Source organism: Streptomyces sp. NPDC017940 (genome assembly GCF_044328435.1).
Lineage (GTDB): Bacteria > Actinomycetota > Actinomycetes > Streptomycetales > Streptomycetaceae > Streptomyces.
On record NZ_JBIRHJ010000007.1, the window covers coordinates 178,381 to 204,499 of the forward strand.

Sequence of the window (26,119 nt, forward strand, 5' to 3'; positions counted from 1 at the left end):
GTGCCCCTTCGGGGGACGGCTCGGGGGTGGGTCTTTCGCCTGCGGGCGCGTCGTGGCTGGTCGCGCAGTTCCCCGCGCCCCTTTGGGGGCGCGTTCGGCCTGGCGGTGCGTGGCGGGCCCCGTCAGGGGCGCGGGGAACTGCGCGATCAGCCCGAGCGGGTCCGCAGCCGAAAAGGGTGCGCACCATGTGCCCCCTTGGGGGCGCGGGGAACTGCGCGGCCAGCCCGAGCGGGGCCGCAGGTGGAGGAGAGTGCGCGCCCCCCGGGCCGGGGCCGGGACGGGGCCGGGGTTCAGGGGGCTGTCAGGGGCTTTGCGTCGCGTGCCAGCGCGGTCAGGCGGGAGATGGCACGGAAGTACTTCTTCCGGTAACCACCGTTCAGCATCTCCTCGCTGAAGAGCTCGTCGAACGGCACACCCGAGGCCAGCACCGGCACCTCACGGTCGTAGAGACGGTCGGCCAGGACGACCAGGCGCAGCGCCGTCGACTGGTCGGGCACCGGCGTGACGTCCGTGAGGCACACGGCGGTGAGGCCGTCGGTCAGGGCGCCGTAACGGCTGGGGTGCACGCGCGCCAGGTGCCCGAGCAGCTGCGGGAAGCCGTCGAGGCTCGCGCCCCGCGTCGCGTACGCGGCCTTGGTGACCTGCTCCTCGGAGTACGGGGCCGGAGCCGCGGGAAGCCCGCGGTGGCGATAGTCCTCACCGTCGATGCGCAGGGCCTTGAAGTGCGCCGAGAGCCCCTGGATCTCGCGCAGGAAGTCGGCGGCGGCGAACCGGCCCTCGCCCAGCTTGCCCGGCAGCGTGTTGGAGGTCGCGGCGAGCGCCACCCCCGCGTCGACGAGCTTGCCGAGCAGGGACGACACCAGGACGGTGTCGCCCGGGTCGTCCAGCTCGAACTCGTCGATGCACAGCAGGCGGTGCCCACTGAGCGTACGTACGGTCTGCTGGAAGCCGAGGGCGCCGACGAGGTTGGTCAGCTCCACGAACGTGCCGAAGGCCTTGAGCGCGGGCTCGGCGGGAGTGGCGTGCCACAGGGACGCGAGGAGGTGGGTCTTGCCGACGCCGTAGCCCCCGTCGAGATAGACGCCCCGCGGCCCGGCGGGCGCCGACTGCTTCGCGCGCGCGAACCAGCGCCGCTTGCCCGCGCCCGTCGCGTGCGCCCCGCCGAGCCCCTCCGCGAAGCCGCTGAGGACGCGCACGGCCTCGGCCTGGCTCGGCTGTCCCGGGTCCGGTATATAGGTGGCGAAGCGGGCCGAGTCGAACCGCGGCGGCGGCACCATCTCGGCGACGAGACGGTCCGCGGGCACCTGCGGCTCGCGGGCGCTCAGGGACGCGGGGACCGCTTCGGGTACGGTGCTCTGCCCGGCGGCAGGGGGGGTGGCTGACACGGTTCTCCACTGTAGAGCCGTATCGGCGCCGTGTAAGACTGCCCGGCATGCGACGCCTGTTCCCTGTGACCGACCACACACCCGCGCCGACCTCGGCGGAGAGCGCTCCGGACGCCGCGCCCGAGGGCCGCGAGGGGGCCCCGCGCGGCCACGGGACGTCCCGGGACCGGGGCGGACGGTCCCTGGACGACCGCGAGTGGTCCCTCGACGAACTCGCCGACGCCTACGCCTACCCCGAGGCGGGACCGGCCGGGCCCGCCGCCTGGCTGCGCGCCAACATGGTCTCGTCCCTCGACGGCGCGGCCCAGCACGACGGCCGCTCCCAGCCCCTGTCCAGCGACACCGACATGCGGATCTTCGGTACGTTGCGCTCCCTCGCGGACGCCGTGGTCGTCGGTGCGGAAACGGTACGCCGGGAGGGCTACCGTCCGGCCAGGGCCCGCGAGGCCTTCGCGGCGCGCAGGGCGGCTGCGGGCCAGACGGCGGCCCCCGCCATCGCGATCGTGAGCGCCGGCCTCGACCTGGACTTCTCCCTGCCCCTGTTCACCGCCCCGCTCACGCCCACCCTCGTGGTGACCGGCGCCGCCGCGCCCGTCGACCGGATGGACGCGGCGCGGCGGGCCGGGGCGGAGGTGGTGATCGCCGGCGAGGGCGCGGGGGCGGACCCCGGGCGGGTCGTCGGGGAGCTCGGCGCGCGGGGGCTGACCCGGCTGCTCACCGAGGGAGGGCCGCGGCTGCTCGGTCAGTTCGTCGCGGCCGGTGCGCTCGACGAGCTGTGCCTGTCGGTGGCGCCGCTCCTGGCGGCGGGGAGCGCCCAGCGCATCGCCGGCGGGCCCGGGCTCGCGGTGCCCGACCGATTCGTACTGACGTCCGTGCTCGAAGAGGCCGGGTTCCTCTACACGCGGTACCAGCGGGGCGGCCGACAGGACCGGCGGGGCATCTGACAATCGCATCTGACAATCAGCGGAATATCCCGTTCCGTTTCACTTCCGCGGGGCACACTAAGTCTCGCGACCCCGGCCCGGGCGGGAGAAGGATGGTTTCCGCAGGTGCCGGCCGCGCGGCTACGGAAGAGAAGGACGGACGCCTGTCGTGTTCACAAGCGTATTGATGATCGAGAAGGCTCTCACGTCCGCCGACGTGGAGTTCGTCAGCACCCTGCACGGCGACGAGCCGGTCACCTTCCAGGTGCTGCTCCAGCCTCGCGGCGACCAGGCGGACCGACTCCTTCGGGCCATCGACGACGTGGCCCTCGGCGAGCTGGACGAGGCGGTCCGCGAGGGTGAGGTGCCCGAGGGCGAGGACGCCGTGGGCCCCGCGGAGCGGGCGCTCCAGGTGTCGCTGATGGCCCTGCGGGCGACGGGCAGCTCGGCGGAGGGGCGGCTGATCGAGCGGCATCCCCTCGACGTCCTCCAGGAGCTGGTCGACGAGGTGGGCGCGGACGAGGTCATCGTGCTCACCGAGCCCCACCTCGTGGAGGAGTTCTTCCACCGCGACTGGGCCTCGCGGGCACGACACAAGGTGGGCGTCCCGGTCCTGAAGCTGTTCGCACACAGTTCGTAGTCCGGCCGGAGGAGATCCAGTCCAGCCGGGAGCGATCCAGCCCGTCCGGCGTTTGAGGACGAGGCCGCCAGGCCGAAAAGCTTGAGCCTCAGCCGAGAAGGCGGCCACGGGACGGATGGGACGCGGGAAGGACGGGGGACGCGGGCCGGGTGGGCGGCTCGCGGGGCGGGCGGCAGGCCCGGTGGGTGGCCGAGGCGACCGGGGGAGACCCGGTTAGGGTGGGCCCGGTACGTACCGTCGCACCCTCTCGGGAGAGAAACATGGCCCCCGGCCTTCCCACCGCCATGGACCGACCGCACTTCATCGGCATCGGCGGCGCCGGAATGTCGGGCATCGCCAAGATCCTCGCCCAGCGCGGCGCGAAGGTCGCGGGCAGCGACGCGAAGGACTCCGCCACCGCGAACGCCCTGCGCGCCCTCGGCGCCCGCGTCCACATCGGGCACGCGGCCGACCACCTCGCCGCCGACGCGACCTGCGTCGTCGTCTCCTCCGCGATCCGCGCCGACAACCCGGAGCTGGCCCGCGCCGAGGAGCTCGGCATTCCCGTGGTGCACCGCTCGGACGCGCTCGCCTCCCTCATGGACGGCCTGCGCCCGATCGCCGTCGCGGGCACCCACGGCAAGACCACCACCACGTCGATGCTCGCCGTCAGCCTCGCCTCCCTCGGCCTGCACCCCTCGTACGCGATCGGCGGCGACCTGGACGCGCCCGGCTCCAACGCCGACCACGGCACCGGCGAGATCTTCGTGGCGGAGGCCGACGAGAGCGACCGCAGCTTCCACAAGTACGCGCCCGAGGTCGCGATCGTCCTCAACGTGGAGCTGGACCACCACGCCAACTACGCCTCGATGGACGAGATCCACGAGTCCTTCCAGACCTTCGCCGACAGGATCGTGCCCGGCGGGACGCTGGTCGTCGCCGCCGACCAGGAGGGCGCCCGAGAGCTCACGCGGCGGGTCGCCAAGAGCAGGCTCGAGCTGCGCGTGGTCACCTACGGCGAGTCCGCCGACGCCGATGTGCGGATCACCGCGGTGACGCCGCAGGGCCTCAAGAGCGAGGTCACCGCCGTCGTCGACGGCACCGAGCTGCGCTTCACCGTCTCCGTGCCCGGCAGGCACTACGCCCACAACGCCGTCGCCGCGCTCGCCGCGGGCGCGGCCCTCGGCGTCCCGGCCGCCGAGCTGGCCCCGGCCCTGGCCTCGTACACCGGTGTGAAGCGCCGCCTCCAGCTCAAGGGCGAGGCCGCGGGCGTGCAGGTCGTCGACTCCTACGCGCACCACCCGACGGAGATGACCGCCGACCTGGAAGCCATGCGCGCCGCGGCCGCGGGCGCGGGCCACGCCCGCCTCCTGGTGCTCTTCCAGCCGCACCTGTTCTCCCGCACCCAGGAGCTCGGCACGGAGATGGGCGCCGCCCTCGCCCTCGCCGACGCCTCCGTGGTGCTCGACATCTACCCGGCCCGCGAGGACCCGGTCCCCGGCGTGACCAGCGACCTCATCATCGCCGCCGCCCGCACGGCGGGCGCCGACGTGCGCGCCGCGCACGACAAGGAGGCGGCGCCCGCGGTGATCGCGGGAATGGCGGAGCCCGGTGATCTCGTTCTCACCATGGGAGCGGGCGACGTCACCGACCTCGGCCCGCTGATCCTGGCCGAACTGTCGAAGTGAGCCGCCCCGGCCCCCACCGGGGCCGGACCGCACCGGAAGGGGACATGTCCCATGTCGTACGACGTCGAGAAGCCCGACGAGCAGTGGCGTGCGGAACTGACCCCCGCCGAGTACCAGGTCCTGCGCCGGGCCGGCACGGAGCCCGCGTTCCGCGGTGAGTACACCGACACCACCACCAAGGGCGTCTACTCCTGCCGCGCCTGCGGAGCGGACCTCTTCACCTCCGAGGAGAAGTTCGCGTCCCACTGCGGCTGGCCGAGCTTCTACGACCCGAAGGACTCCGACGCCGTCGAGCTGATCGAGGACCGCACCCACGGCATGGTCCGCACGGAGGTCCGCTGCGCGCGCTGCGGCTCCCACCTCGGCCATGTCTTCGAGGGCGAGGGCTATCCGACGCCCACCGACCAGCGGTACTGCATCAACTCGATCTCGCTGCGCCTGTCGGAGGACGGCAGCTGACGCCGTTCAGTCGGCAAGCCGCACGGGCAGTGTCTTGAGGCCGTTGATGAAGTGTGAGACCAGGCGGCGCGGCGCCCCCGCGGGGCGCAGGACGGGGGCCGCTGCCAGCAGCTCCTCGTAGAAGATGCCGAGTTGCAGGCGCGCGAAGTGTGCTCCCAGGCACAGGTGCGGGCCGTCGCCGAACGACACGTGCGGGTTCGGCGTCCGCGTCAGATCGAGCCGGTCCGGCTCCGCGAACACCCGCTCGTCCCGGTTCGCCGCGGCGTGGAAGACCACCACCTTGTCGCCGCGCCGGATCCGGCGCCCGCCCAGTTCCGTGTCCCTGGCCGCCGTCCGCCGGAAGCTCAGCACCGGAGGGTGCCAGCGCAGGAGTTCCTCGACGGCGCCGGGCAGCGGGGCCGCGCCCGTCCGCAGCCCGCGCAGCTCACCCGGGTGCCCGGCGAGCGCGAGGGCGCCGCCGGGCGCCGCGCCGCGCACCGTGTCGTTGCCCGCGACCGTCAGGAGGAAGAAGGACATCTCCAGTTCGGCGGTGGTCAGTCCGGGCGTGGTCGCCAGTGCCGTCATCACGTCGTCACCGGGGTGGCGCCGCTTGTGCGCGGCAAGGCGACCCGCGTACGCGAGCATGTCGGCCAGCATCGCGGGCGACCGCGGGTTCACCGGCCGCCCGTCCCGGCCGAGCACCGTCCCGCCCGCCTCCGCTGCCTCGTCGGGGTCCTGGTAGCCGATGACGCGCCGCGTCCAGTGCAGCAGCAGGCCGCGGTCGCTCTCCGGGACGCCCAGCAGATCCGCGAGGTTCAGGAGCGCGTAGTCGTCGGTGACCGCGGCGACGAGGTCGCAGGTGCCGTCCCCGGCGCGGGCCTGCGCGACGGCGGCGGTCAGCAGCTCCCTCGCGCGCTCGCGCGCGAGGTCCGCGAACCTGGCGACACGGCGGGGCGTGAACGCCCCGCCAAGCAGGGTGCGCAGCCGGTGGTGTCCGGAGGGGTTCCCGCCGTGTGCGCGGGAGCGCGCGCCGGGGCGCGGGTCCTGATTGAGCATCATGCGGCGGATGAACGGCAGGTCCGCCGGGTCCGGGTCGCGGATCTGGGTGGCCCCCAGGTACGAGGAGAACGTCGTCGCGTCCTTGAGTACCGCCGTCACGTCCGCGTGCCGCGTGACCGCCCAGAAGCCGGGCCCGGCGGGCCAGCCGAGCACGGCCGCCTCCGCCTGCCGGGCGACCGGGTGGTGGTCGCGCAGGGTGCGGTAGCGGTCGTACGGGACGGAATCGGCGTAGACACGAGGGTCGAAGACGTCGGGTACGTCGGGTACGGGGACGGTGGCGGGGGCGCGTGCGGGGGCGGCGGCGGAGTCCTGGCCGGGCGTCGGCTCTTCGCCGGGCAGAGGCAGGGGCAGGGGCATGGCGGGTGGGCGCCGGGTCAGGAGGCGTGCCGTGCCGGTGCAGGCTCCGGCGTGCCGTCGTCCGCCCGCAGGAAGTCCTCGACGGCGCGGATCAGGTCCAGCGGCGCCTCGTCCATCGCGTAGTGCCCGGCGCCCGGCAGCTCCACTAGCTTGCCGCGCGCGAACCACGTCAGCCACGTCTGCCGCATCACCTCCGCCGAGAGCACCGGGTCGAGCGCGCCCGTGACGGCGAGCGCGGGCACCCGACAGCCCCGGAGCCGCTCGTGGAAGTCGTCACCCTGGACGGCGAAGACCTTGTGCGCGCCGTCGCCCACCAGTACGTGCGGCAGGATGAATGAGGTCACGTCGGTCACGATGGCCGCGCGGTCCGGGCCGCGCAAGGGCGCGTGAGCGCGGACGCCGCGGACACCACAGACGTCACCGTCATCCGGGGGTGCTCCCCGCGCTGTCCGGCGGCCCGTGCGGGTCCGGGCGCTGGCCTTCCTCGGGGCCCGCGGTGGAGGCGACCACGACCCGGGCGGGGCGCAGCACCTGCCCCTGGTAGCGGTACCCGCGCCGCACCACCTCCAGGACCTCGTCGTCCGCCACGCCGGGCGGTGCGGGGCGCATCTCCACGATCCGGTGGGTGGCCGGGGCCGCGCGCTCCCCGGCCTGCCCGAACACCTCCAGGCCCTCCGCGGAGAGCGCCGATTCCAGCTGCCGGGCGACGAGTTCGATCCCGTGGTGGTACTCCGCCGGGTCCCGCCGGGTCCCGTCCGCGAGCAGTTGCCCGCAGGCGTCCAACGCGTCGGCGCACACCAGCAGCAGCCGCTCGATGTGCGCGCGGTGTGCGGCGTCGCGGGCGGCGAGCGCCTTGGAGCCCTCGTACGCGGCCAGCGCGGCGACCGCGTACGGGACGTCGGGGTCGGGGTCCGGGGCGGGCGGCTCCGGCGGGTCCATCGGGTTCATGGGCCTGCTTCCTGTCACGGGGGGTGTCACCTGCCGACGGCAGGCGGTGACCGGATCCGCAGCCTAGAGGGGGTGTCCGCGCGTGTACCGGAAATCCCCGATCTCTCACCCGTACCGGAGGCACCATGCACTATTTATCCGGAATAGGGCATTCACGGAACTCTGGTGGGAAGCGGGGAGTCTTTCCGGGTGAAGGATGTATTGCAGGGGAAAGTGGAAGCAGGGGAACACGGGGGTGTTCGACCATGACCGACGTCCGCATCGACCCGCACACAGACACCGGTACTGACCCGCACACAGGCACGTACGCAGGCCCATACGCAGACACAGACGCAGGCGCAGGCGCCTATGCAGATTCAGACACAGACACAGACACAGACACAGGCACAGACACGGGAGCGTACGCAGGCACAGGCGTCCGCGAACTCGTGCCGTACGTGGCGCCTCTGACCGTCCCTCCGGTCCTGCGCCCCGCGGGCGGCGACGTGCGGGAGGAGACCGAGATAGCCGTCCGCCCGACCTGGGTGCGCATGCACCCGCAGCTGCCGCCCACCCTCATGTGGGGGTACGAGGGCTGTGTGCCGGGCCCCACCATCGAGGTGCGGCGCGGCGAGCGCATACGCATCGCCTGGACCAACCGCGTGCCCAGGGAGAGCGAGTTCCCCGTCACGGCCGTCGAGGCGCCCCGCACGACACCGCCGCCGAGCACCCGCCCGGGCCGCGACGGCGTCGAGCCCAACAAGGACGTGGCCGCGCTGCCCGCGTGGACGGTGACGCATGTGCACGGCGCGCAGACGGGCGGCGGCAACGACGGCTGGACGGACAACGCCGTGGGCTACGGCGACGCCCAGCTCTCGGAGTACCCGAACGACCACCAGGCCGTCCACTGGTGGTATCACGACCACGCCATGAACATCACCCGGTGGAACGTCTACGCGGGCCTCTACGGCACCTACCTCGTCCGCGACGACGAGGAGGACGCGCTCCAACTCCCGTCCGGCACGCGCGAGATCCCGCTCCTGATCGCCGACCGGAACCTGGACACCGACGAGGAGGGCCGCATCACCGGCCGCCTCCTGCACAAGACCACGATCGTCGACCCCAAGAACGCGGAGACGGGCAAGCCGGTGTCCCTGCCCTTCACCGGCCCGTACACCACGGTCAACGGCCGCATCTGGCCGCACGCGGAGGTGGCGCCGGGCTGGTACCGCTTCCGCCTGGTCAACGCCTCCAACGCCCGTACGTACGAGTTGGTCGTCGTCGACGAGGACAACAAGCCCGTGCCGGGCGTGCTGCACCAGATAGGCAGCGACGGCGGGCTGCTGCCCCGGCCCGTGCCCATCGACTTCGACGCGGCCATGCCCACGCTGACGGTGGCGTCCGCGGAGCGCTTCGACCTGCTCGTGGACTTCCGCAAACTCGCGGGCAAGCGGGTCCGCCTGGTGAACAAGGGCCCGAACGCGGCGCCCGGGGTGCCCGACCCGGCGGGCGACGTGGCCTATCCGCACGTCATGGAGTTCCGGGTGGGCCGGGGCGGCGGCGCGCCCGAGACCTTCCGGCTGCCGGAGGTCCTGTCAGGATCCTTCCGTGCGATCGGCCACGGCGTTCCGCACGGCCACCGCCTGGTGGTGCTGACCCCGCCCGCGACCAGGGGCGGCGGCGGTCACCCGGAGATGTGGGAGATGGTGGAGGTGAAGGACCCCGGCTCCGTGCGGATCCCCGCCGACGGCATCATCCAGGTGCGCGGGCCGGACGGGGTGACGAAGACGTACCGGCGCATCGCCCGTACGTTCAACGACGGCCTGGGCTTCACCGTCGCCGAGGGCGCGTACGAGCAGTGGAGCTTCCTGAACCTCGCGGTGAACCCGAACGTGACCCACCCGATGCACGTCCACCTGGCCGACTTCCAGCTCCTCGGCCGCGCCGCGTACGACGCGTCCGGATTCGACGTGACGATCGGCGGCACCCGCGCCGGGGCCCCGGTCGCCCACGACCCGGCGCCGATACCGACGGCGCCGAACGAACGCGGCTGGAAGGACGTTTTCCGTGTGCCCGGAGGCCAGATGCTGCGCGTCATCGGCAGGTTCGACGGCGCGTACGGCCGCTTCATGTACCACTGCCACCTCCTCGAGCACGAGGACATGGGCATGATGCGGCCGTTCGTCGTGATGCCCAAGGAGGCGCTCAAGTTCGACCACGGCGGACACGGCGGCGGGCACGGCGGCCACGACGGGGGGCACGGCGGCGGTCACTGAGGAACGTTTCGGCGGCGCCCGGGGCCGCGTGGTCCACCGGGAGGTCCCCGGGCCCGCCGACACGTTCGTCGCACGCCTGGACATCACTCTTTCGTGAATCGTCGCGCGGGGTCACGGCGGGTAGAGCTGTGGCCGGAGGCGAGCCATGGAACAGACCGCGTTGCGTCCGAAGCCCCTGCCGGGTCACGAGCCGGGCCCCGGCCGATCACCCGCCACGTCCGCCACGTCCCGTACCCCTCCTGGGGCCCGCGCGTCCGGAAGGGATGCCCGACCGCACGCGGTGAGACGCCGGGGCAGACGGCTCCGCACGTTCCTCCTCGGCGTGGTGTGCGCGACGGCCCTGGTGCTCGTGGGCGTGGGCCTCGGCACCGTGGGGGTCACCGTCATCAGCATGAGCAGACTCGCGGAGATGCAGAAGCAGGCCGGCGCGCAGGGGGTTCCCGGTGCGCACGGCGCACAAGGTGCGCGAGGCGTGCCGAGTGCGCAAGGTGTGCAGGGGGCGCAGGGCGTGCCGGGTGCGCAGGGTGTGCAGGGGGCCGCGGCGCCCGGCCCCGCACGCGGGGCCGCCACCAGCGAGGGCGTCGCGCCCGCCCGGCCGCCCGCCCTCCGCCCCGCCATCGGCGTCGAAGCCGTCGACGCCGCAGGCCGGGGCGGAGCCCGGCTCACCGGCGTGCACCAGCCGGGCCCCGGCCTGGCGGCGGGCCTGGTCCGGGGTGACGTGCTGCTCGTGTTCGACGGGACGCGGGTGCGCTCGGCCGGTGACCTGGCGAAGGCGGTGGCGGCGGCACGGCCGGGCCGGGACGTGGCGGTGACGGTGCGTCACGCGTCCGGAGTGCAGGAGACGGTGACGGTCAAGCCGGGGCTCGTCACGTGACCACGCGGAAGTGCGTGGTCAGCCGCCGCTCGTCGTCCAGGACGTGGAAGGCGAGCCCGGGGGGCGGCGCGAGGTCGACCAGGCCCTCGCCCTCCCACGGCAGACGCAGCGTCGAGACCACCCCGGGCCCGACGATCAGCGGCCGTCCGGCGAAGGTGGTGGCCGCCGGGGTGTGCGCGTGCCCGATGATCAGGCCCACGATCTCCGGGTGCCGCTGCACGAGCGCCGCGAGCGGCCCCGGTTCCCGCAGCCGCCAGGTGTCCAGGCGTGGATGGTGCATCCGCACGGGGTGGTGGTGGAAGGAGAGCAGCACCGGCACGTCGTCACCGCCGCGGGCGATCCGGGCGAGCTGCTCCTCGAGCCAGGCGTACGTCTCCTCGTCGAGCAGCCCCTCGTCGCTGCCCGGCAGGCTGGAGTCGAGCATCAGGATCTCGGCGCCGCCGACGCGGTGGGCGCGGTTGATCGCGGCCTCCGGGGCGGCGGGTTCGGCGCCGGGGGACCCGGAAGCGGCGGGCTCGCTCTCGCCGAGCAGCGCCGTGCGGTAGGGGCCGCGCACGTCGTGGTTGCCCGGGCAGGTCAGGACCGGCCAGGGCGCGTCGGTGAACAGCAGGCGCGCGGCCTCCTTGTACTCGGCCTCCTCGCCGTGGTCGGCGATGTCACCGGTGACCAGCAGGGCGTCGAGGGGCCCTGGCAGCGCCCGCAGGTGGTCGAGGACCCGCTCGGCGCGCTCCGTGGCCCGTGCCGTCCCGTCCAGGTGGAGGTCACTGATCTGCGCGAGTACCAGCATGCCGTACGCCCCTCTGCTCCTCGGTCGATGGCCGGAACGCATCCAAGCATCAAGGCCTGATCGGGGGGAACGGCCACCGGAAGTCCGGTGGCACCGGAACAGGTAGGCGATACGCGCTCGCGCGGGACGGGGCCGACGTGCAGGATGCCGGGGGGAGATCCCCATGCCCACGCACCAGGCTCAGGAGGCCTCATGACCACGCCCGCGCCGGCTCCGTTCACCGCCGACGACTACCGTGCCCGCATGGACCGCGCCGCGCGCGCCGCCGCCGACGCGGGTCTCGCGGGCGTCGTCGTCGCGCCCGGACCCGACCTCGTGTGGCTCACCGGCTACCGGGTCCCCGCCGACACCGAACGCCTGACCCTCCTCGTCCTGGCCGCGGGACAGGACCCGGTCCTCGTGGTGCCGACGCTGGAGGCTCCCGACGCCGAGCGCGCGACCGGTGCGCCCGCGCTGACCCTGCGGGACTGGACGGACGGCGTGGACCCCTACGCCGTGACCGCGCCGCTCCTCGCCGCGGGCGGCCGGTACGGCGTCAGCGACAACGCCTGGGCCCTGCATCTCCTCGGCCTCCAGCGGCAGGTGCCCGGCAGTTCCTACACCGCGCTCACCGAGGCCCTGCCGATGCTCCGCGCGGTCAAGGACGCGGCCGAGCTGGAGCGCCTCGCCGCGGCCGGTGCCGCCGCCGACGCCACGTACGAGGAGATCAAGAAGGTGCCGTTCGCGGGCCGCAGGGAGACCGACGTCGCCGGTGACCTCGCGGACCTGCTGCGCCGCTGCGGGCACGAGCAGGTGGACTTCACGGTCGTCGGCTCCGGACCCAACGGCGCGAGCCCCCACCACGAGGCGGGCGACCGCGTCATCGAGCGGGGCGACATGGTCGTCCTCGACTTCGGCGGCCTGCGGCACGGTTACGGCTCCGACACCTCCCGCACGGTGCACGTCGGCGAGCCGTCCGCCGAGGAGCAGCGCGTCCACGACGTCGTCCGCGAGGCCCAGGAGGCCGCCTGCCGCGCGGTCCGTCCCGGCATGGCCTGCCAGGACGTCGACCGGGTGGCCCGCGCGGTCATCACCGAGGCCGGGTACGGCGAGTACTTCATCCACCGCACCGGCCACGGCATCGGCGTCACCACGCACGAGCCGCCCTACATGATCGAGGGCGAACAGCAGCCGCTCGTCCCCGGCATGTGCTTCTCCGTGGAGCCCGGCATCTATCTGCCCGGCCGCTTCGGCGTCCGCATCGAGGACATCGTCACGGTGACGGAGGACGGCGGCCGCCGCTTCAACACCACCTCGCGCGAGCTGGCGATCGTCGACTGAGCCCGGGCGGTGGCGGCGCGGCGCGCCCGGGCGATGCGACAGCCGGGCGTTCGGCGCACCCATGCGGTCCGTCAGCCGTGCGGCCGCTCGTCCGTGAAGTGGGCGAGCAGGTCGTACGGATACGGCAGCGGCCGCGCGCTGGCCTCCGTCAGGCGCCGCTCCTGCTCCGCCGTCAGCCGCCAGCCCACCGCGCCGAGGTTGTCGGTCAGCTGCTCCACCGAGCGCGCGCCCACGATGGGCGCGGTCACCCCCTGCTGCTGGAGCAGCCAGCGCAGCGCCACCTGCGCGGGCGTGCGCCCGCTCTCCTCGGCGACGGCGGCCACCGCGTCCACGACCCGCCAGGTCTCCTCGGTCGCCCGCGTCTCCCAGTCGCCGCTGCCCCGCGCCCCCGCGGGCGGCGCCGCCAGGTCCCGCCGGAACTTCCCCGACAGCCAGCCCGCCTGGAGCGGGCTGTACGGAATGACGCCGACCCCTTCGGCCGCGCTGAGCGGAAGCAGCTCCCACTCGACCTCGCGGGCGAGCAGGTTGTAGCGCGGTTGCAGGGACACGTACGGCTCCCAGGCGCGGGCCCGGGACAGGTCGAGGGCCCTCTGGAGCTGCGCCGGGCTGACGTTGCTCGTGCCCAGGTAGCGGACCTTCCCGGCGCGCACCAGAGCGTCGAGCGTGGACAGCGTCTCCGTGAGCGGCGTACGGGCGTCCCACACATGGGTCTGGTACAGGTCGATGTAGTCCGTGCCGAGGCGGCGCAGGCTCGCGTCCACCGCCGACAGGATGTGCTTGCGACTCAGGCCGCGCGCGTTGGGGCCCTCGCCCATCGGCAGGAACACCTTGGTCGCGATCACCAGGTCGTCGCGGCGGCGGCCCTTGAGCCAGCGGCCGAGCACCTCCTCCGACACGCCACCGGCGTAGGCGTCGGCCGTGTCGACGAACGTGCCGCCCGCCGCCGTGAACGCGTCCAGCATGCGGTGCGCCGTCGCCTCGTCCGCGCCCCCGCCGAACATCATGGCGCCGAAGCACAGCTCGCTCACCCGCAGCCCGGTCCGTCCCAGGTACCGCTGCTCCATCAAACCGTCCTCCTCGTAGGGTCCGCGTCAGGCACGCTAGAACGTGAAGTGCGGTGCAGGTCAAGGGCCGACGGCGACCCGACGACCCCGCCCCCGGGGCGCCGCCCCCCTCACCCCGAAGCCAGCAGCACCGCGCACGACTCCGCGGGCAGCCGCAGCGCCCCGTCCGCCCCCGGCGCCTCGACCGGCTGCCACGTCGCGAGGACGCGTGCGTGCGGCGCCCCCGTCAGGACCACGGCGTCGGCCCCCGACAGGTTCACGGCGATCCGCAGGTCCCCGCGCCGCACCACGCACCAGCGCGCGGCCTCGTCGTACGTGACCCGCACCGCCGCCAGATCGGGGTCCGTCAGGTCGGGGCGGGCGCGGCGCAGCGCGATCAGGTCGCGGTACCAGGCGAGCACGCGCGCGTGGGGCTCCCTGCGCGGCTCCGACCAGTCGAGGCAGGAACGCGCCCGGGTCGCCGGGTCCTGCGGATCGGGGATGTCGTCCTCCGCCCAGCCGTGGGCGGCGAACTCCCGTCTCCTTCCCCGGCGCACCGCCTCCGCGAGCTCCTGGTCCGTGTGGTCGGTGAAGAACTGCCAGGGCGTGCCCGCCGCCCACTCCTCGCCCATGAACAGCATCGGCGTGAACGGAGCGGTGAGCGTGAGGGCCGCCCCGCACGCGAGCAGCCCCGGGGACAGCGTCGCCGAGAGCCGGTCCCCCTGGGCGCGGTTGCCGACCTGGTCGTGCGTCTGGGCGTAGCCGACCAGGCGGTACGCGGGGGTGCGGGCGCGGTCCACGGGGCGCCCGTGGCCGCGGCCGCGGAAACTGGAGTACGTGCCGTCGTGGAAGAAGCCGTGGGTCAGCGTCCTGGCCAGCGCGGCAAGGGGCGTCACGGCGAAGTCCGCGTAGTAGCCCTGGGACTCACCGGTGAGAACGGTGTGCAGACAGTGGTGGAAGTCGTCGTTCCACTGCGCGTGCAGACCCAGGCCGCCGCTTCCGCCGCTCCCGCGCGGAGCGATCAGGCGCGGGTCGTTGAGGTCGGACTCGGCGATCAGCGAGAGCGGCCTGCCGAGTTCCTCGGAGAGCCCGTCCACGGCCGCCGCGAGCTCTTCGAGGAAGTGCAGCGCACGGGTGTCACGCAGCGCGTGCACGGCGTCCAGGCGCAGCGCGTCGATCCGGTAGTCCCGCAGCCAGGCCAGGGCGCTGCCCACCAGGTACGCGCGCACCTCGTCGGAACCCGGCGCGTCCAGGTTCACGGCCGCGCCCCACGGCGTGTGGTGGGTCTCGGTGAAGTAGGGGCCGAACGCGGGCAGGTGGTTGCCGGAAGGCCCGAGGTGGTTGTGCACCACGTCGAGGACGACGCCGATCCCGTGCGCGTGCGCGGCGTCGACGAATCGTTTCAGTGCCTCGGGTCCGCCGTACGGCTCGTGCACCGCCCACAGCGACACGCCTTCGTAGCCCCAGCCGTGCCGCCCGGGGAAGGGGCAGAGCGGCATCAGCTCGACGTGGCTCACGCCGAGTTCGACGAGGTGGCCGAGGCGCTCCGCGGCCGCGTCCAGGGTGCCCTCCTCGGTGTACGTCCCCACGTGCAGCTCGTACAGGACGGCGTCCCGCAGCGCCCGCCCCGCCCACGGCTCCCGCCATGTGTACCGCCCGTGGTCCACGACCGCGCTCGGCCCGTCGGGCCCGTCCGGCTGCCGGGCCGAACGGGGGTCGGGCAGCGCGGGCCCGCCGTCCACCGAGAAGCCGTACCGCGTGCCGTCGGAGCCCTCCGCCGCCACCGCCCACCACCCCGGGCGCTCCTCGGCACGCGCCATCGTGTGCGCGGTGCCCCCGAGTACCAGATCCACGCGCTCCGCGTGCGGCGCCCACACCTCGAACCTCACGGTTGTCCCTTCGTCGCCCATTGCCGTACGGGGCACCCGTACCCCACGCGCGTGCCGGTCAGTGGGCCGTTCGCCCGGTTGACGCGTCTTCGGCGGACCGCCGTTTTCTGGACACCCGGCCGGACCTGGCCGACAATTGCGGGCGTGACCTCGCCCTTGCCGCTCCCCTCCGAGCCCGCAGCCGTCCCGGCGCGGCTCACCGACGCCGAGCGGGAGCGGGCCCTCGCGGTCCTCAGAGAGGGCGCGGCACTGGGCAGGCTCTCCCACGACACGTTCGTGCGGCGCATGGAGCTGGCCCTCGCCGCCCGGTGCCAGGACGAACTGGCGGCGCTCACCGCCGATCTGCGCACGGAGGGCCGCTGGTCGAAGCTGGTGCTCGGCTCGGTCGGCGCGGTGTCCGGGTTCACGGTGAAGCTGCGCAGGGCCTGGCAGTCCGAGCGGCTGCCCAAGCTGCTGCTCCCGGCCCCCGGCGCGTACCCGCTGCGGATAGGCCGCGACCCGGCGAACGGCCTGCGGCTCAGCCACGACACCGTCTCGCGCGTGCACGCCGAACTGACCTTCCAGGGCGGCCTGTGGGTCCTGCGGGACCTCGGCTCGACCAACGGCACGGCGGTGAACGGCCGCCGGGTGATCGGCGCGGCCGTCGTCAGGGCCGGTGACCAGGTCGCCTTCGGAAGCATCACGTTCTGCCTCTCGACGACCTGAGCGGGGCGCGCGCCCTCGCGGCCCGGCCTCAGCGGAGTGCTTCCAGGAGCACCACCGGCAGTTCCGCGAACAGCTCCGCCACGCGTGCGTTGCCGGTGAACTGACGCCCCGGAGCCAGCAGATCGCGCCAGCCGTCCCCGCCGAGCGGCAGCTCGGTGTCCCCCCAGCCGCCCGCGTCGGCGAGCAGCAGGGACAGCCGGGTCACGGCCACCACCACGTTCCCCGAACGCCGGTAGGCCAGGCAGTGGCCGGCCGCGGCGCCCACCGCGGGCAGCGGCTCGTAGGTGCCCGCGCCGCCGAACAGCTCGGGCCGCCGGGCGCGCAGCCGGAGCGCCGCCACCGTCACCGCCAGCTTCTCGTCGGAGAGCCCCCGGGCCTTTCCGGGCCCGTCCAGCCCCTCAAGGACGGCGGGGTCGAAGGTGACGCGGTGCCGGTTGTCGGGGTCGACCAGGGCGTGGTACTCGCGTTCCGTGCCCTGGTAGAGGTCCGGCACTCCGGGCATCGTGAGGTGCAGCAGGGCTCCGCCGAGGACGTTCGCCCTGATGTGCGGGGCGAGTTCGGCGGCGAAGTCGGTCACCGCGTGCAGCGGCGGCCCGCACGGTCCGGCCTCCAGGAAGGCCGCCACCGCCTGCTCGTACGCCTCGTCGGGCTCCGTCCAGTTGGTGTGCAGACCCGCTTCGCGGACGTGCTTCAGGAGCGCGCCTTGAAGACGCTGCGCGTACGGCCCCGCGGCTTCCGCTGCTCTCGTCGCTTCCGGCGCACCGGCCCCTTCCGCCGCTCCTTCAGCTTCCGCCGCTTCCGCTGCTTCGGCCGCTCCCGTCACACCGGCCCTTTCCGCTACTCCTTCAGCTTCCGCCGCTTCCGCCGCACCGGCCCCTTCCGCCACGCCCGTCACGCCCGCCGCCCCCGTCGACAACGCGGCCGGGGCGAACCCCATCGCGGTCTGCCACGCGGCCCACGCCAGCTGTGGGTCGGGCGCCCGCCTGCCGCCCGCCTCGGTCCTGCGCGTCACCTCCGCGAGGAGCGCCGCCCACCGCGCGGGCGTCTGCGACAGGACGCTCACACCCGCCCGCACATCGGCGCTCCGCTTGGTGTCGTGCGTCGTCATGACGGTGCCCGTATAGGGCCAGTCGCGCTGCACGCGCGCGCAGTACGCGTGGAACTCCGCCACGTCCACGGCGGGACGGTCCGGCGAGCCGCCCACCTCGGCGGCCGACAGGAGCGGCGCGTGCCGGTAGAACGCGGTGTCCTCCAGGGACTTGGCCCGCAGCGCCGCAGCGGTCTGCGCGAACCGGGCCCCGAACGCCTTCCGCGCCCCGTCCACCCCGGCGGGCACGCCGTCCCCCCGCCCCGCGGGCACGAGCCCGAGCACGAGCCCCCGCACGGCGTCCACCGCCCCGGCCTCCTCCCGGACCGCGAACACCGTCTTGGCGTCCGCCGCCGCCCCGGGCGTCAGGACCGTCTCGGGGTCGGCGCCCCCGGTGGCGTACGGACGGTAGACCTCCAGGCGGACGAGCAGCTCGCGCAGTGCTGCCCGCAGGGCCCACGGCGCGTGGTCGCGCAAGGCCGGGTCCGCCGCGCACAGCGCCGCCGCCTCGCGCGTGAGGCGGTCGATCTCGGCGGCCAGCTCGTGCGTGACCACCTTGTACGCGGCCCGCCGCAGCGTCGCCGCCCAGTCGCCGCCGCGGTCGGCGGGCGGGGCGGCGAACCTGCGGTACCGGGCGCGGAGCTCACCGCTCCCGGACTCGTCGGCGAGGACCCCGTCGACGTGCCGCAGCGCGTCGTAGCCGGTGGTGCCCGCCACCGGCCAGGCGGCGGGCAGCCGCTCGCCGTCGGCGAGGATCTTCTCGACGACCGTCCAGCGCCCGCCGGTCGCCTCGTGCAGGCGGCGCAGATACGCCCCGGGGTCGGCGAGTCCGTCGGGGTGGTCGACGCGCAGGCCCTCCACGACACCCTCGTGCAGCAGCCGCAGCACCGTCGCGTGCGTCGCGTCGAACACCTCCGGGTCCTCGACCCGTACGGCGATGAGGTCCGAGATGGTGAAGAAGCGACGGTAGTTGACTTCCGTGCGGGCCAGGCGCCACCAGGCGGGCCGGTACCACTGGGCGTCGAGGAGGCGGTCGAGCGGCAGCTCCTCGGTGCCCTCGCACAGCGGGAACACATGGTCGAAGTAAACGAGGTTGCCACCCTCGACACGCAGGTGCGCCAGCTCACCGCCGAGGGGGTCGCCCAGGACGGGAAGCAGCACCTTCCCGCCGCCCGCCGCCCAGTCGATGTCGAACCAGCGGGCGTACGGAGAGCGCGGCCCCTCGCGGAGCACCTCCCACAGCGCCCGGTTGTGCCGCGGCAGGGCGGCCATGTGGTTCGGCACGATGTCCACGACGAGGCCGAGCCCGGCGGCGCGCGCGGTGTCCGACAGCGCCCGCAGCCCCTCCTCGCCCCCCAGCTCGGCGCGCACGCTCCCGTGGTCCACGACGTCGTACCCGTGCGTCGACCCGGGGACCGCGTCGAGGACCGGCGACAGATGCAGGTGCGAGACGCCGAGCGAGGCCAGGTACGGCACCGCCCGCGCGGCCGCGGCGAACGGGAAGTCCGGCTGGAGCTGAAGCCGGTAGGTGGCGGTCGGCGGCGGCGGAACCACGGATTCGGAGCGCTGTGGCGTCATGCGAACGTACGTACCCTCCTGGCGGTCTTTCGTGCCTTCGACGCGAGCGCGCCCCGGCGGGCCCGCCGCTACCGTCCAACGATGGCTGAGAAGGTACGTGACGGGGGAGCCCGGGACGACGGGGCGCGCGACGCGAACACGCGCCCCCCGGGGACGGCACAGGACGGTACCCGGGCCGCCACCGGCCGTGGGCGCCCCGGGGTGCGGGCCACACCGGAGGTGTACCGGCAGGGGGAGCCGCGCGAACCCCGGCCCCCCGGCCGCTCCCTCAGCCGGGGCGCTGCAACACCGTCAGGCTCCGGTCCACGAGCGTGACCCGCTCACCGGCCCGCACCTTCATCCCCGTACCCGGTGGCACCCCGTCCTCCCGGGCGGTGTCCACCACCACCTGCCACTGCGCCCCCTGGTTGACCGGCACCACGAAGTCCAGGGGGTCGGCGGAGGCGTTGAACATCAGCAGGAACGAGTCGTCGCTGATCCGCTCGCCGCGCTCACCGGGCTCGGAGATCGCGTTGCCGTTGAGGAACACCGTCAGCGCCCGCGCCTGCGCGGCGTTCCAGTCCTCCCGGGTCATCTTCTCGCCCTCGGGCGTGAACCAGGAGATGTCCGAGAGGTCGTCGTGCGTGCCCTCGACGGGACGGCCGTGGAAGAAGCGGCGCCGCCGGAACACCGGGTGGTCGCGGCGCAGCCACGTCATCGCGCGCGTGAACGCGAGCAGCGTCGTCTCGCCGTCCGGCCAGCGCACCCAGGCGACGTCGTTGTCCTGGCAGTAGGCGTTGTTGTTGCCGCCCTGCGTGCGGGCGAACTCGTCGCCGTGGCTGAGCATCGGCACGCCCTGGGACAGCATCAGCGTGGCGATGAAGTTGCGCAGCTGCCGGGCGCGCAGCGCGAGGACGTCGGGGGCATCGGTCTCGCCCTCCGCGCCGCAGTTCCATGAGCGGTTGTGGCTCTCGCCGTCCTGGTTGTCCTCGCCGTTGTCCGCGTTGTGCTTCTCGTTGTAGGAGACCAGGTCGTGCAGCGTGAAGCCGTCGTGGCACGTGACGAAGTTGATCGACGCGAGCGGCCGCCGGCCGTCGCCCTGGTACAGGTCGGACGAGCCGGTGAGCCGGGACGCGAACTCCGCGAGCGTGCGCGGCTCGCCCCGCCACAGGTCCCGCACCGTGTCGCGGTACTTGCCGTTCCACTCCGTCCACAGCGGCGGGAAGTTGCCCACCTGATAGCCGCCCTCGCCGACGTCCCAGGGCTCGGCGATCAGCTTCACCTGGCTGACCACCGGGTCCTGCTGCACCAGGTCGAAGAACGACGAGAGCCGGTCCACCTCGTGGAACTGGCGCGCCAGCGTCGCCGCGAGGTCGAAGCGGAAGCCGTCCACATGCATCTCCGTGACCCAGTGCCGCAGCGAGTCCATGATCAGCTGGAGGACGTGCGGACTGCGCATGAGCAGTGAGTTGCCGGTGCCCGTGGTGTCCATGTAGTACTGCGGATCGTCGGTGAGCCGGTAGTACGAGGCGTTGTCCAGGCCCCGGAAGGACAGCGTGGGGCCCAGGTGGTTGCCCTCGGCCGTGTGGTTGTAGACCACGTCGAGGATCACCTCGATGCCGGCCGCGTGCAGCGCCCGCACCGCCGACTTGAACTCCAGGACCTGCTCGCCCCGGTCGCCCCAGGAGGCGTACGCGTTGTGCGGGGCGAAGAAGCCGATGGTGTTGTAGCCCCAGTAGTTGTTCAGGCCCATGTCGACCAGGCGGTGGTCGTTGACGAACTGGTGGACCGGCATCAGCTCCAGGGCCGTGACGCCCAGCTGGGTCAGATGGTCGATGATCGCCGGGTGCGCGAGGGCCGCGTAGGTGCCCCGCAGCTCGTCCGGCAGCTCGGGGTGCAGCATCGTGAGCCCCTTGACGTGGGCCTCGTAGATGACCGTCTCGTTGTACGGGGTGCGCGGCGGACGGTCGTCGCCCCAGTCGAAGTAGGGGTTCACCACCACCGACGCCATCATGTGCGGCGCCGAGTCCAGGTCGTTGCGCCGCAGTGGGGTCCCGAAGTGGTAGCCGTAGACCTCCTCGCCCCAGTCCACCCGGCCGCTCACGGCGTGGGCGTAGGGGTCGAGGAGCAGCTTGGCGGAGTTGCACCGCAACCCGCTTGCGGGGTCGTAGGGGCCGTGCGCGCGAAAGCCGTACCGCTGGCCCGGCATGACGCCGGGGAGGTAGGCGTGCCGCACGAAGGCGTCGGACTCGCGCAGCTCGACGGCGGTCTCCGAACCGTCGTCGTGCAGCAGACACAGCTCCAATCGGTCGGCGGCCTCGGAGAAGACCGCGAAGTTCGTTCCGGCGCCGTCGTACGCGGCACCCAGGGGGTACGCCTGCCCAGGCCACACCTGCATGTCTAAGACTCTTCCACGATCGCCGCCGATCATGACCGGAGATGTCCCGGAGTCTGCGCGAAAGTGGGGCAACCCCAGTGGAGTCGGAGCCGTCTAACCGACTGTCCACATACTCGACATGCCCCAAAAAGGGGCTGGAACGGGGAGATAGGGGGAGGATGTGCGCAAGCTAGTCAGACGTCACCTGGGGAAGGTGGTCGCCGGCGGCGCCCTTGCGGTTGCCGCCACCGCGACCATGGTGGCCGTCACCCTGCCCGACCAGGCAGGAGCCGGGGACGCAGGGGAGCGGAGCACCGCCGCGGGCACGGCCGCGCAGGACGCGGTGGGGCGTGAGGGCGTGGTGGAGGCCGCTCCCGAGGAGAAGGACCGGGGCATAGGCAGCGACCCGCTGACCGACGCCGAGACCGAACGGGCCCAGAAGGCGGCCCTGAACAGCAACGGCCTGCGCTCCAGCGCGCGGGACGTCGAGGGGGACAGGGGCCCGCAGCGGCTCTCCACGAACCTCGCCGAGAGCGAGCCGGGCGAGAGCGGCGCCGGTGCGCCGCGCCGCGCCCAGGTCGTCTACTACGACTACAAGAAGGACACCGTCGTCACCAAGACGGTCAATCTCGCCACCGGCAAGGTCGAGACGACGCAGCAGGCCCAGAACGTCCAGCCGCCGCCCAGCGCCGATGAGCTCACCGAGGCCGCGAGCCTGCTCATCGCCGACGAGCACGGCAAGGGCCTGAAGCAGGACTTCAAGAAGGCCACGGGCAAGGCGCTCGCAGGACCGGGGGACCTGGAGCTGAGCGGTTTCGTCTTCCGCAAGGAGACGATCAGGAGCGTGCCGTCCGACCTGGCCGAGTGCGGCAAGCACCGCTGCCTCCAGGTCGTGGCGAAGGTCAAGAGCGGGCCGTGGATCGACACCCGGTCCTTCGTCGTCGACCTGAGCGCGCGCAGCGTGGGCCGTCTCGCCTGAATCCGGCAGGACACCACCCGCTCTCCCCGCGAGCACTCTCCCGAAGAGCCCATCTCCTGGAGAGACCCTTTCCCAGCGAGCCACTCTCCTCAAGAAGGAGCCATTTCCGTATGCACGTCTCGCACGGCAAGAGACTGACGCGCGCCCGCAGGGGGGCCGGTACGGCCCTCGCGGTGACCGCGCTGCTCGGGGCCGCGATAGCGGCGTCGGGCCCCGCGTCGGCCACCGACAAGGCCGCACCCAGGGCCGCAGCCAAGGCCGCGCCCAAGGCACCGGCGGCCGCCGCGGCCGACTGTAGCGACGCCTACAAGATAGAGAAGACCGTCGACGGCGGTACGACCTGGCGCATGTGCTGGCACTACAACACGCTGTCGGGCCTGATCCTCGACAAGATCAGCTACCAGCCCAAGGGCGAGGCCAAGCCCATCCCGGTCCTCACCAGCGCCCGGCTCGCCCAGGTACACGTCCCCTACGACGACGGCCAGGCCGAGTTCGACGACATCACGGGCACCGACTTCGGCAGGGCCCTACAGACGCTGAAGACCAGCGAGTGTCCCGGCGGCACCATCAAGACCGTCAAGGTGCCCGACCGGGGGAACGTCTCCGGTCTGTGCGTCACCACGCGCGCGCGGGGGCACGCCTACCGCCTCAACAACGACGCGAGCACCGGCGGCACCGGCAAGGTCTACACCGGCCAGGGCCGGGACCTGCTCGTGTACACCGTGAACAAGGCCTCCTGGTACGAGTACATCACCGAGTGGCGGTTCTCCTCGGACGGCACCATCTCCTCCAACGTGGGCGCCACCGGCAGCCTCTCGCCGTACGACTTCGACGGCGGCGACAGCCGTGGCTGGCCCATCGGCAAGGGCGACCAGGCCAAGGCCGAGAGCCACTCCCACAACGTCTTCTGGCGGATGAACTTCGGCCTCGACGGCTCGCCCAAGGCCAAGGTCGAGCAGTACGACTCCAAGGTCACCCCGCCGCCCGCCGGCGGCGGCAGCCCCACCACGAGGACCACCCGCACCCCGGTCACCAAGGAACTCGCGGGCGACCGCAAGGACATGCGGTGGTGGCGCGTGGTGTCGACGGCGGGAAAGAACAAGGACGGTCACCCGCGGTCGTACGAGATCGTGCCCGGTCCGAGCCAGAAGCACGCGGGCCGGCCGTACACCAAGCACGACGTGTTCTTCACCCAGTACAAGAAGTGCGAGCAGTACGCGAGCAACAACCCCTCCTGCGGCAACAACGTGCCCGCGAGCGTCGACAAGTGGGTCGACGGCCAGACCCTCACCCACCCCATCACCTGGGTGAACATCGGCTTCCACCACATCGCGAGGGACGAGGACCAGCAGCCCATGCCGGTCCACTGGCAGGGCTTCTCCATGGCACCGCGCGACGTCACCGCCATGAGCCCGCTCACTCCGGGTGACCTCGCGGGGCAGAACGGCAAGCCGCCGCTCGGCGGTTGAGGCACGACCCTGTCCATCCGGCTGCACCGCCCGCCGCTCCCGGAGTACCCTTCCTTGATCGTTGACTGGGGAGCGTCCGGGGAGCGGAAGGCGGTGCGTGGGTGAGCTCGACCGGGCGGGAACTGCCCCCTGGTGACGAGAGTCACGAGGGCTCCGCCGACATCCCGGCGTCGGCCGTGTCGCTGGCGCGGCCGGTGGACGCGGGATCCCAGATCGGACCCGAGCTGGACTGGGGGGCCGACGCCTGGCGCGAGGTGCGTACGCGCGCCCAGCGCGCCGGGCGTGCCTATATCTGGCTGAACCTGGTGGAGCAGCGGCTGCGCGCGGTCGTGGCCGCTGTTCTCCGTCCCGTCTACGAGCCCGTCCACGCCGACGAGTGGGTGGTGGCCGCGGCGGGTCCCGCGGGCCAGGAGTGGGTGCAGCGCGCGGTCGCGGTCCGCGAGGTGAGCCGCCGCAAGGGCTATCTGCTCGACCCCGCCGACGACAACGTCCTGAGCTTCCTGACGCTGCCACAGCTGCGCGAGCTGATGGTCCAGCACTGGCCGTGCTTCGAGCCCTACCTCGACGACCGGCGCGAGGTCGAGCTGGCCCTGGACGAGCTGGAGGTCACGCGCAACGTGGTCTCCCGCAACCGCGCCCTGTCCCCGACGGTCCTCGCCCAGGCCGAACGCGCGTCGGCCCGGCTCCTGGAGATGCTCGGCGCGGGCTCCGACGTCCCCTCCGCGCGCCGGCTGCCCGTCGACGCCGTGGAGGAACTCGTCGGCGACCGGTACGCGGACGTGGTCGGCGTGCACAGCGACCGGGTGCGCCTCCTGCGGCAGTTCCCCGCCGAGGACCTGTTCGGCGAGGCCCGGCGCGTCGACGCCATCGGGATAGGCCTGAACCTCCTCGTCCAGAACTTCTCGGGGCGGCGCCTGGTGCGGCTCGCGGAGTCGGGCTGCCGGACGCGCCTGCTCTTCCTGAACCCCGCGAGCAGCGCCGTCAAGCGGCGCGAGCGCGAACTCGGCATGAAGCGGGGCGAGCTGAGCCGTGCCGTGGAGTCCAACATCCTGCACATGCGGCGGGTGCGGGCGCGGCTGCGGGACCCCGGCGCCTTCGAGATCCAGGTCTTCGACGAGACCCCGCGCTTCACCGCCTACCTCGTCGACGGCGACGGCGCGGACGGGATCGCCGTCGTGCAGTCGTACCTGCGCCGCACGCGCGGCATGGAGGCACCCGTCCTGGTCCTGCGCGGCGGCGGCCGAGTCGTCAAACCGGGCGATCACGGCGAACACGGTCTTTTCCCGACGTACCGGGAAGAGTTCGAGACGGCGTGGGCCGACTCGCGGCCGGTGTCGTGAACACCGGCCGCCCCGGGGGGAAACGGAATCCGGCCCTCTGATTGTCAGTGGCGCATGCGATCGTGGGGACAACTGGGGGAAAGCACCACGACGAAGGGGGCGGCCATGGGCTGGCACCGGGAGCTGCTGATCGGCTTCGACCTGGAGACGACGGGCACGGATCCGCGCGAGGCGCGCATCGTCACCGGGGCGGTGATCGAGGTCAGGGCCGGGCAGGAGCTGGGCCGCCGCGAGTGGCTCGCCGACCCCGGCGTGCCGATCCCGCCGGACGCGGTCGCCGTGCACGGCATCACCGACGAGCGGGCCGCCGCCGAGGGCAGGCCCGCCGCGGAGGTGGCCGACGCGATGGCCGGGGTCCTGGTGTCCGCCTGGCAGTCGGGCGTCCCCGTCGTCGCGTACAACGCCGCGTTCGACCTCAGCCTGCTCTCCGCGGAGCTGCGCAGGCACGGGCTCGCGTCGCTGCGGGAGCGGCTCGGCGGCGCGGAGCCCGCGCCGGTCATCGACCCGTACACCATCGACCGCTCCGTCGACCGCTATCGCCGCGGCAAGCGCAACCTCGAAGCGGTCTGCAAGGAGTACGGCGTCGCCCTGGAGTCGGCCCACGACGCCTCCTCCGACGCCCTCGCCGCCGCGCTCCTGGCCTGCGCGATAGGCGCGCGTCACCCCAAGGTCGCCGAACTCGGCGTGGCCGAACTGCACCGCCGACAGGTCCGTTGGTACGCCGAGTGGGCCGCCGACTTCCAGTCCTTCCTTCGCCGCAAGGGGGACGACACCGCCGTGGTGGACGGCACGTGGCCCTTGCGCGACCCGGCGAACGCCCCCGCCTGACCCGGGAGTCCCCGATCGCCGGACGGGTTTCTCCCACCCGCCCGCCCTTTTCTCCACCCACAGGGGGGTGCGAGGAGAAGGTGCGCCCAGCCGGGGCTGTTCAGCCCGTCCGGCGTTTGAGGACGAGCGGGGAGCGCGATTTCGAGCCCGTCCGGCGTGTGAGGACAAGCGGGGAGCGCGATACTGAGCCTG

The 26,119-nt window shown here is 73.2% G+C and carries 19 protein-coding genes and 2 pseudogenes; 12 read left to right on the plus strand and 9 right to left on the minus strand.

Features of this window, described 5'->3' with window-relative positions; all coding sequences use genetic code 11:
• Positions 1 to 290 precede the first annotated feature (290 nt).
• The gene (gene zapE / locus ACH4DX_RS24420; protein ID WP_398156684.1) at positions 291 to 1,385 is read right to left on the minus strand and encodes a cell division protein ZapE; all 1,095 of its coding nucleotides are present in this window, start codon (positions 1,383 to 1,385) and stop codon (positions 291 to 293) included.
• Positions 1,386 to 1,432: 47 nt separating this feature from the next.
• Here zapE and ACH4DX_RS24425 point away from each other — a divergent pair, with 47 nt between their 5' ends.
• From ACH4DX_RS24425 to msrB, 4 genes are all read left to right on the plus strand, one after another.
• Complete coding sequence (locus ACH4DX_RS24425) at positions 1,433 to 2,329, plus strand: pyrimidine reductase family protein (protein WP_398156685.1); 897 nt, start codon at positions 1,433 to 1,435, stop codon at positions 2,327 to 2,329.
• 148 nt (positions 2,330 to 2,477) lie between these two features.
• Positions 2,478 to 2,948 carry an indole-3-glycerol phosphate synthase gene (locus ACH4DX_RS24430; protein ID WP_398115557.1) on the plus strand — a complete coding sequence of 157 codons (471 nt, stop codon included), beginning with the start codon at positions 2,478 to 2,480 and terminating at the stop codon, positions 2,946 to 2,948.
• Positions 2,949 to 3,208: 260 nt separating this feature from the next.
• A complete protein-coding gene (murC, locus tag ACH4DX_RS24435; protein WP_398156686.1) occupies positions 3,209 to 4,615 on the plus strand; it encodes a UDP-N-acetylmuramate--L-alanine ligase in 1,407 nt (468 codons plus the stop codon).
• 51 nt (positions 4,616 to 4,666) lie between these two features.
• Positions 4,667 to 5,074, plus strand: a complete 408-nt coding sequence (gene msrB, locus ACH4DX_RS24440; protein WP_398115553.1) for a peptide-methionine (R)-S-oxide reductase MsrB — start codon at positions 4,667 to 4,669, stop codon at positions 5,072 to 5,074.
• Positions 5,075 to 5,080: 6 nt separating this feature from the next.
• On the opposite strand, the gene ACH4DX_RS24445 is transcribed toward msrB, so the two are convergent.
• The 3 genes and pseudogenes from ACH4DX_RS24445 to ACH4DX_RS24455 all read right to left on the minus strand — a co-directional run bounded on the left by ACH4DX_RS24445 (position 5,081) and on the right by ACH4DX_RS24455 (position 7,417).
• Entirely contained in the window at positions 5,081 to 6,469 is a 1,389-nt protein-coding gene (locus ACH4DX_RS24445; protein ID WP_398156687.1) for a cytochrome P450, read from the minus strand.
• 17 nt (positions 6,470 to 6,486) lie between these two features.
• Positions 6,487 to 6,744, minus strand: a pseudogene (locus tag ACH4DX_RS24450) (alpha/beta fold hydrolase); the annotation flags it as partial.
• Positions 6,745 to 6,892: 148 nt separating this feature from the next.
• Positions 6,893 to 7,417, minus strand: coding sequence for a nucleotide exchange factor GrpE (locus ACH4DX_RS24455; RefSeq protein WP_398156688.1), 525 nt, complete (start codon positions 7,415 to 7,417; stop codon positions 6,893 to 6,895).
• Positions 7,418 to 7,662: 245 nt separating this feature from the next.
• On the opposite strand from ACH4DX_RS24455, the gene phsA reads away from it, so the two are divergent.
• Both phsA and ACH4DX_RS24465 read left to right on the plus strand, forming a co-directional pair.
• Positions 7,663 to 9,672, plus strand: a complete 2,010-nt coding sequence (gene phsA, locus ACH4DX_RS24460; RefSeq protein WP_398156689.1) for an O-aminophenol oxidase PhsA — start codon at positions 7,663 to 7,665, stop codon at positions 9,670 to 9,672.
• Positions 9,673 to 9,952: 280 nt separating this feature from the next.
• Complete coding sequence (locus ACH4DX_RS24465) at positions 9,953 to 10,546, plus strand: PDZ domain-containing protein (protein WP_398156690.1); 594 nt, start codon at positions 9,953 to 9,955, stop codon at positions 10,544 to 10,546.
• Here the strand turns inward: ACH4DX_RS24465 and ACH4DX_RS24470 are convergent.
• Positions 10,539 to 11,333 carry a metallophosphoesterase gene (locus ACH4DX_RS24470; protein ID WP_398156691.1) on the minus strand — a complete coding sequence of 265 codons (795 nt, stop codon included), beginning with the start codon at positions 11,331 to 11,333 and terminating at the stop codon, positions 10,539 to 10,541. The genes ACH4DX_RS24465 and ACH4DX_RS24470 overlap by 8 nt on opposite strands.
• A 192-nt stretch (positions 11,334 to 11,525) precedes the next feature.
• Here ACH4DX_RS24470 and ACH4DX_RS24475 point away from each other — a divergent pair, with 192 nt between their 5' ends.
• Complete coding sequence (locus ACH4DX_RS24475; protein WP_398156692.1) at positions 11,526 to 12,653, plus strand: aminopeptidase P family protein; 1,128 nt, start codon at positions 11,526 to 11,528, stop codon at positions 12,651 to 12,653.
• 71 nt (positions 12,654 to 12,724) lie between these two features.
• Here the strand turns inward: ACH4DX_RS24475 and ACH4DX_RS24480 are convergent, their stop codons facing one another.
• Positions 12,725 to 13,717 (minus strand): aldo/keto reductase, encoded by a 993-nt coding sequence (locus ACH4DX_RS24480; protein WP_398156693.1) that lies wholly within the window; start codon positions 13,715 to 13,717, stop codon positions 12,725 to 12,727.
• Between the two features lie 110 nt (positions 13,718 to 13,827).
• Positions 13,828 to 15,651: pseudogene (gene treZ, locus ACH4DX_RS24485) on the minus strand (malto-oligosyltrehalose trehalohydrolase); the annotation flags it as partial.
• Positions 15,652 to 15,729: 78 nt separating this feature from the next.
• Between treZ and ACH4DX_RS24490 the strand changes: the two are divergent.
• Positions 15,730 to 16,290: an FHA domain-containing protein gene (locus ACH4DX_RS24490; RefSeq protein WP_398156694.1), complete on the plus strand. Its 561-nt coding sequence runs from the start codon at positions 15,730 to 15,732 to the stop codon at positions 16,288 to 16,290.
• A gap of 28 nt (positions 16,291 to 16,318) precedes the next feature.
• Here ACH4DX_RS24490 and treY read toward each other — a convergent pair whose 3' ends face one another.
• Positions 16,319 to 18,955, minus strand: a complete 2,637-nt coding sequence (gene treY, locus ACH4DX_RS24495; protein ID WP_398156695.1) for a malto-oligosyltrehalose synthase — start codon at positions 18,953 to 18,955, stop codon at positions 16,319 to 16,321.
• A 268-nt stretch (positions 18,956 to 19,223) separates the two neighbouring features.
• On the minus strand, positions 19,224 to 21,332 hold the full coding sequence (gene glgX / locus ACH4DX_RS24500) for a glycogen debranching protein GlgX (RefSeq protein WP_398156696.1): 2,109 nt from the start codon (positions 21,330 to 21,332) through the stop codon (positions 19,224 to 19,226).
• 160 nt (positions 21,333 to 21,492) lie between these two features.
• Between glgX and ACH4DX_RS24505 the strand changes: the two genes are divergently transcribed.
• From ACH4DX_RS24505 to ACH4DX_RS24520, 4 genes are all read left to right on the plus strand, one after another.
• Positions 21,493 to 22,290, plus strand: a complete 798-nt coding sequence (locus ACH4DX_RS24505; RefSeq protein WP_398156697.1) for a Tat pathway signal sequence domain protein — start codon at positions 21,493 to 21,495, stop codon at positions 22,288 to 22,290.
• A 110-nt stretch (positions 22,291 to 22,400) separates the two neighbouring features.
• A complete protein-coding gene (locus tag ACH4DX_RS24510; protein WP_398156698.1) occupies positions 22,401 to 23,759 on the plus strand; it encodes a copper amine oxidase in 1,359 nt (452 codons plus the stop codon).
• Between the two features lie 101 nt (positions 23,760 to 23,860).
• The gene (locus ACH4DX_RS24515; protein WP_398115525.1) at positions 23,861 to 25,099 is read left to right on the plus strand and encodes an SAV2148 family HEPN domain-containing protein; all 1,239 of its coding nucleotides are present in this window, start codon (positions 23,861 to 23,863) and stop codon (positions 25,097 to 25,099) included.
• Positions 25,100 to 25,204: 105 nt separating this feature from the next.
• A complete protein-coding gene (locus tag ACH4DX_RS24520; protein WP_398115523.1) occupies positions 25,205 to 25,927 on the plus strand; it encodes a 3'-5' exonuclease in 723 nt (240 codons plus the stop codon).
• Positions 25,928 to 26,119: the final 192 nt, after the last annotated feature.

Excerpts from the sequence above, each read along its gene's own strand:
- ACH4DX_RS24425 (WP_398156685.1), top strand. The coding sequence starts at position 1,433 with ATGCGACGCCTGTTCCCTGTGACCGACCACACACCCGCGCCGACCTCG.
- murC (WP_398156686.1), top strand. The coding sequence starts at position 3,209 with ATGGCCCCCGGCCTTCCCACCGCCATGGACCGACCGCACTTCATCGGC.
- msrB (WP_398115553.1), top strand. The coding sequence starts at position 4,667 with ATGTCGTACGACGTCGAGAAGCCCGACGAGCAGTGGCGTGCGGAACTG.
- ACH4DX_RS24445 (WP_398156687.1), bottom strand. The coding sequence starts at position 6,469 with ATGCCCCTGCCCCTGCCTCTGCCCGGCGAAGAGCCGACGCCCGGCCAG.
- ACH4DX_RS24455 (WP_398156688.1), bottom strand. The coding sequence starts at position 7,417 with ATGAACCCGATGGACCCGCCGGAGCCGCCCGCCCCGGACCCCGACCCC.
- phsA (WP_398156689.1), top strand. The coding sequence starts at position 7,663 with ATGACCGACGTCCGCATCGACCCGCACACAGACACCGGTACTGACCCG.
- ACH4DX_RS24470 (WP_398156691.1), bottom strand. The coding sequence starts at position 11,333 with ATGCTGGTACTCGCGCAGATCAGTGACCTCCACCTGGACGGGACGGCA.
- ACH4DX_RS24475 (WP_398156692.1), top strand. The coding sequence starts at position 11,526 with ATGACCACGCCCGCGCCGGCTCCGTTCACCGCCGACGACTACCGTGCC.
- ACH4DX_RS24480 (WP_398156693.1), bottom strand. The coding sequence starts at position 13,717 with ATGGAGCAGCGGTACCTGGGACGGACCGGGCTGCGGGTGAGCGAGCTG.
- treY (WP_398156695.1), bottom strand. The coding sequence starts at position 18,955 with ATGACGCCACAGCGCTCCGAATCCGTGGTTCCGCCGCCGCCGACCGCC.
- glgX (WP_398156696.1), bottom strand. The coding sequence starts at position 21,332 with ATGCAGGTGTGGCCTGGGCAGGCGTACCCCCTGGGTGCCGCGTACGAC.
- ACH4DX_RS24510 (WP_398156698.1), top strand. The coding sequence starts at position 22,401 with ATGCACGTCTCGCACGGCAAGAGACTGACGCGCGCCCGCAGGGGGGCC.
- ACH4DX_RS24520 (WP_398115523.1), top strand. The coding sequence starts at position 25,205 with ATGGGCTGGCACCGGGAGCTGCTGATCGGCTTCGACCTGGAGACGACG.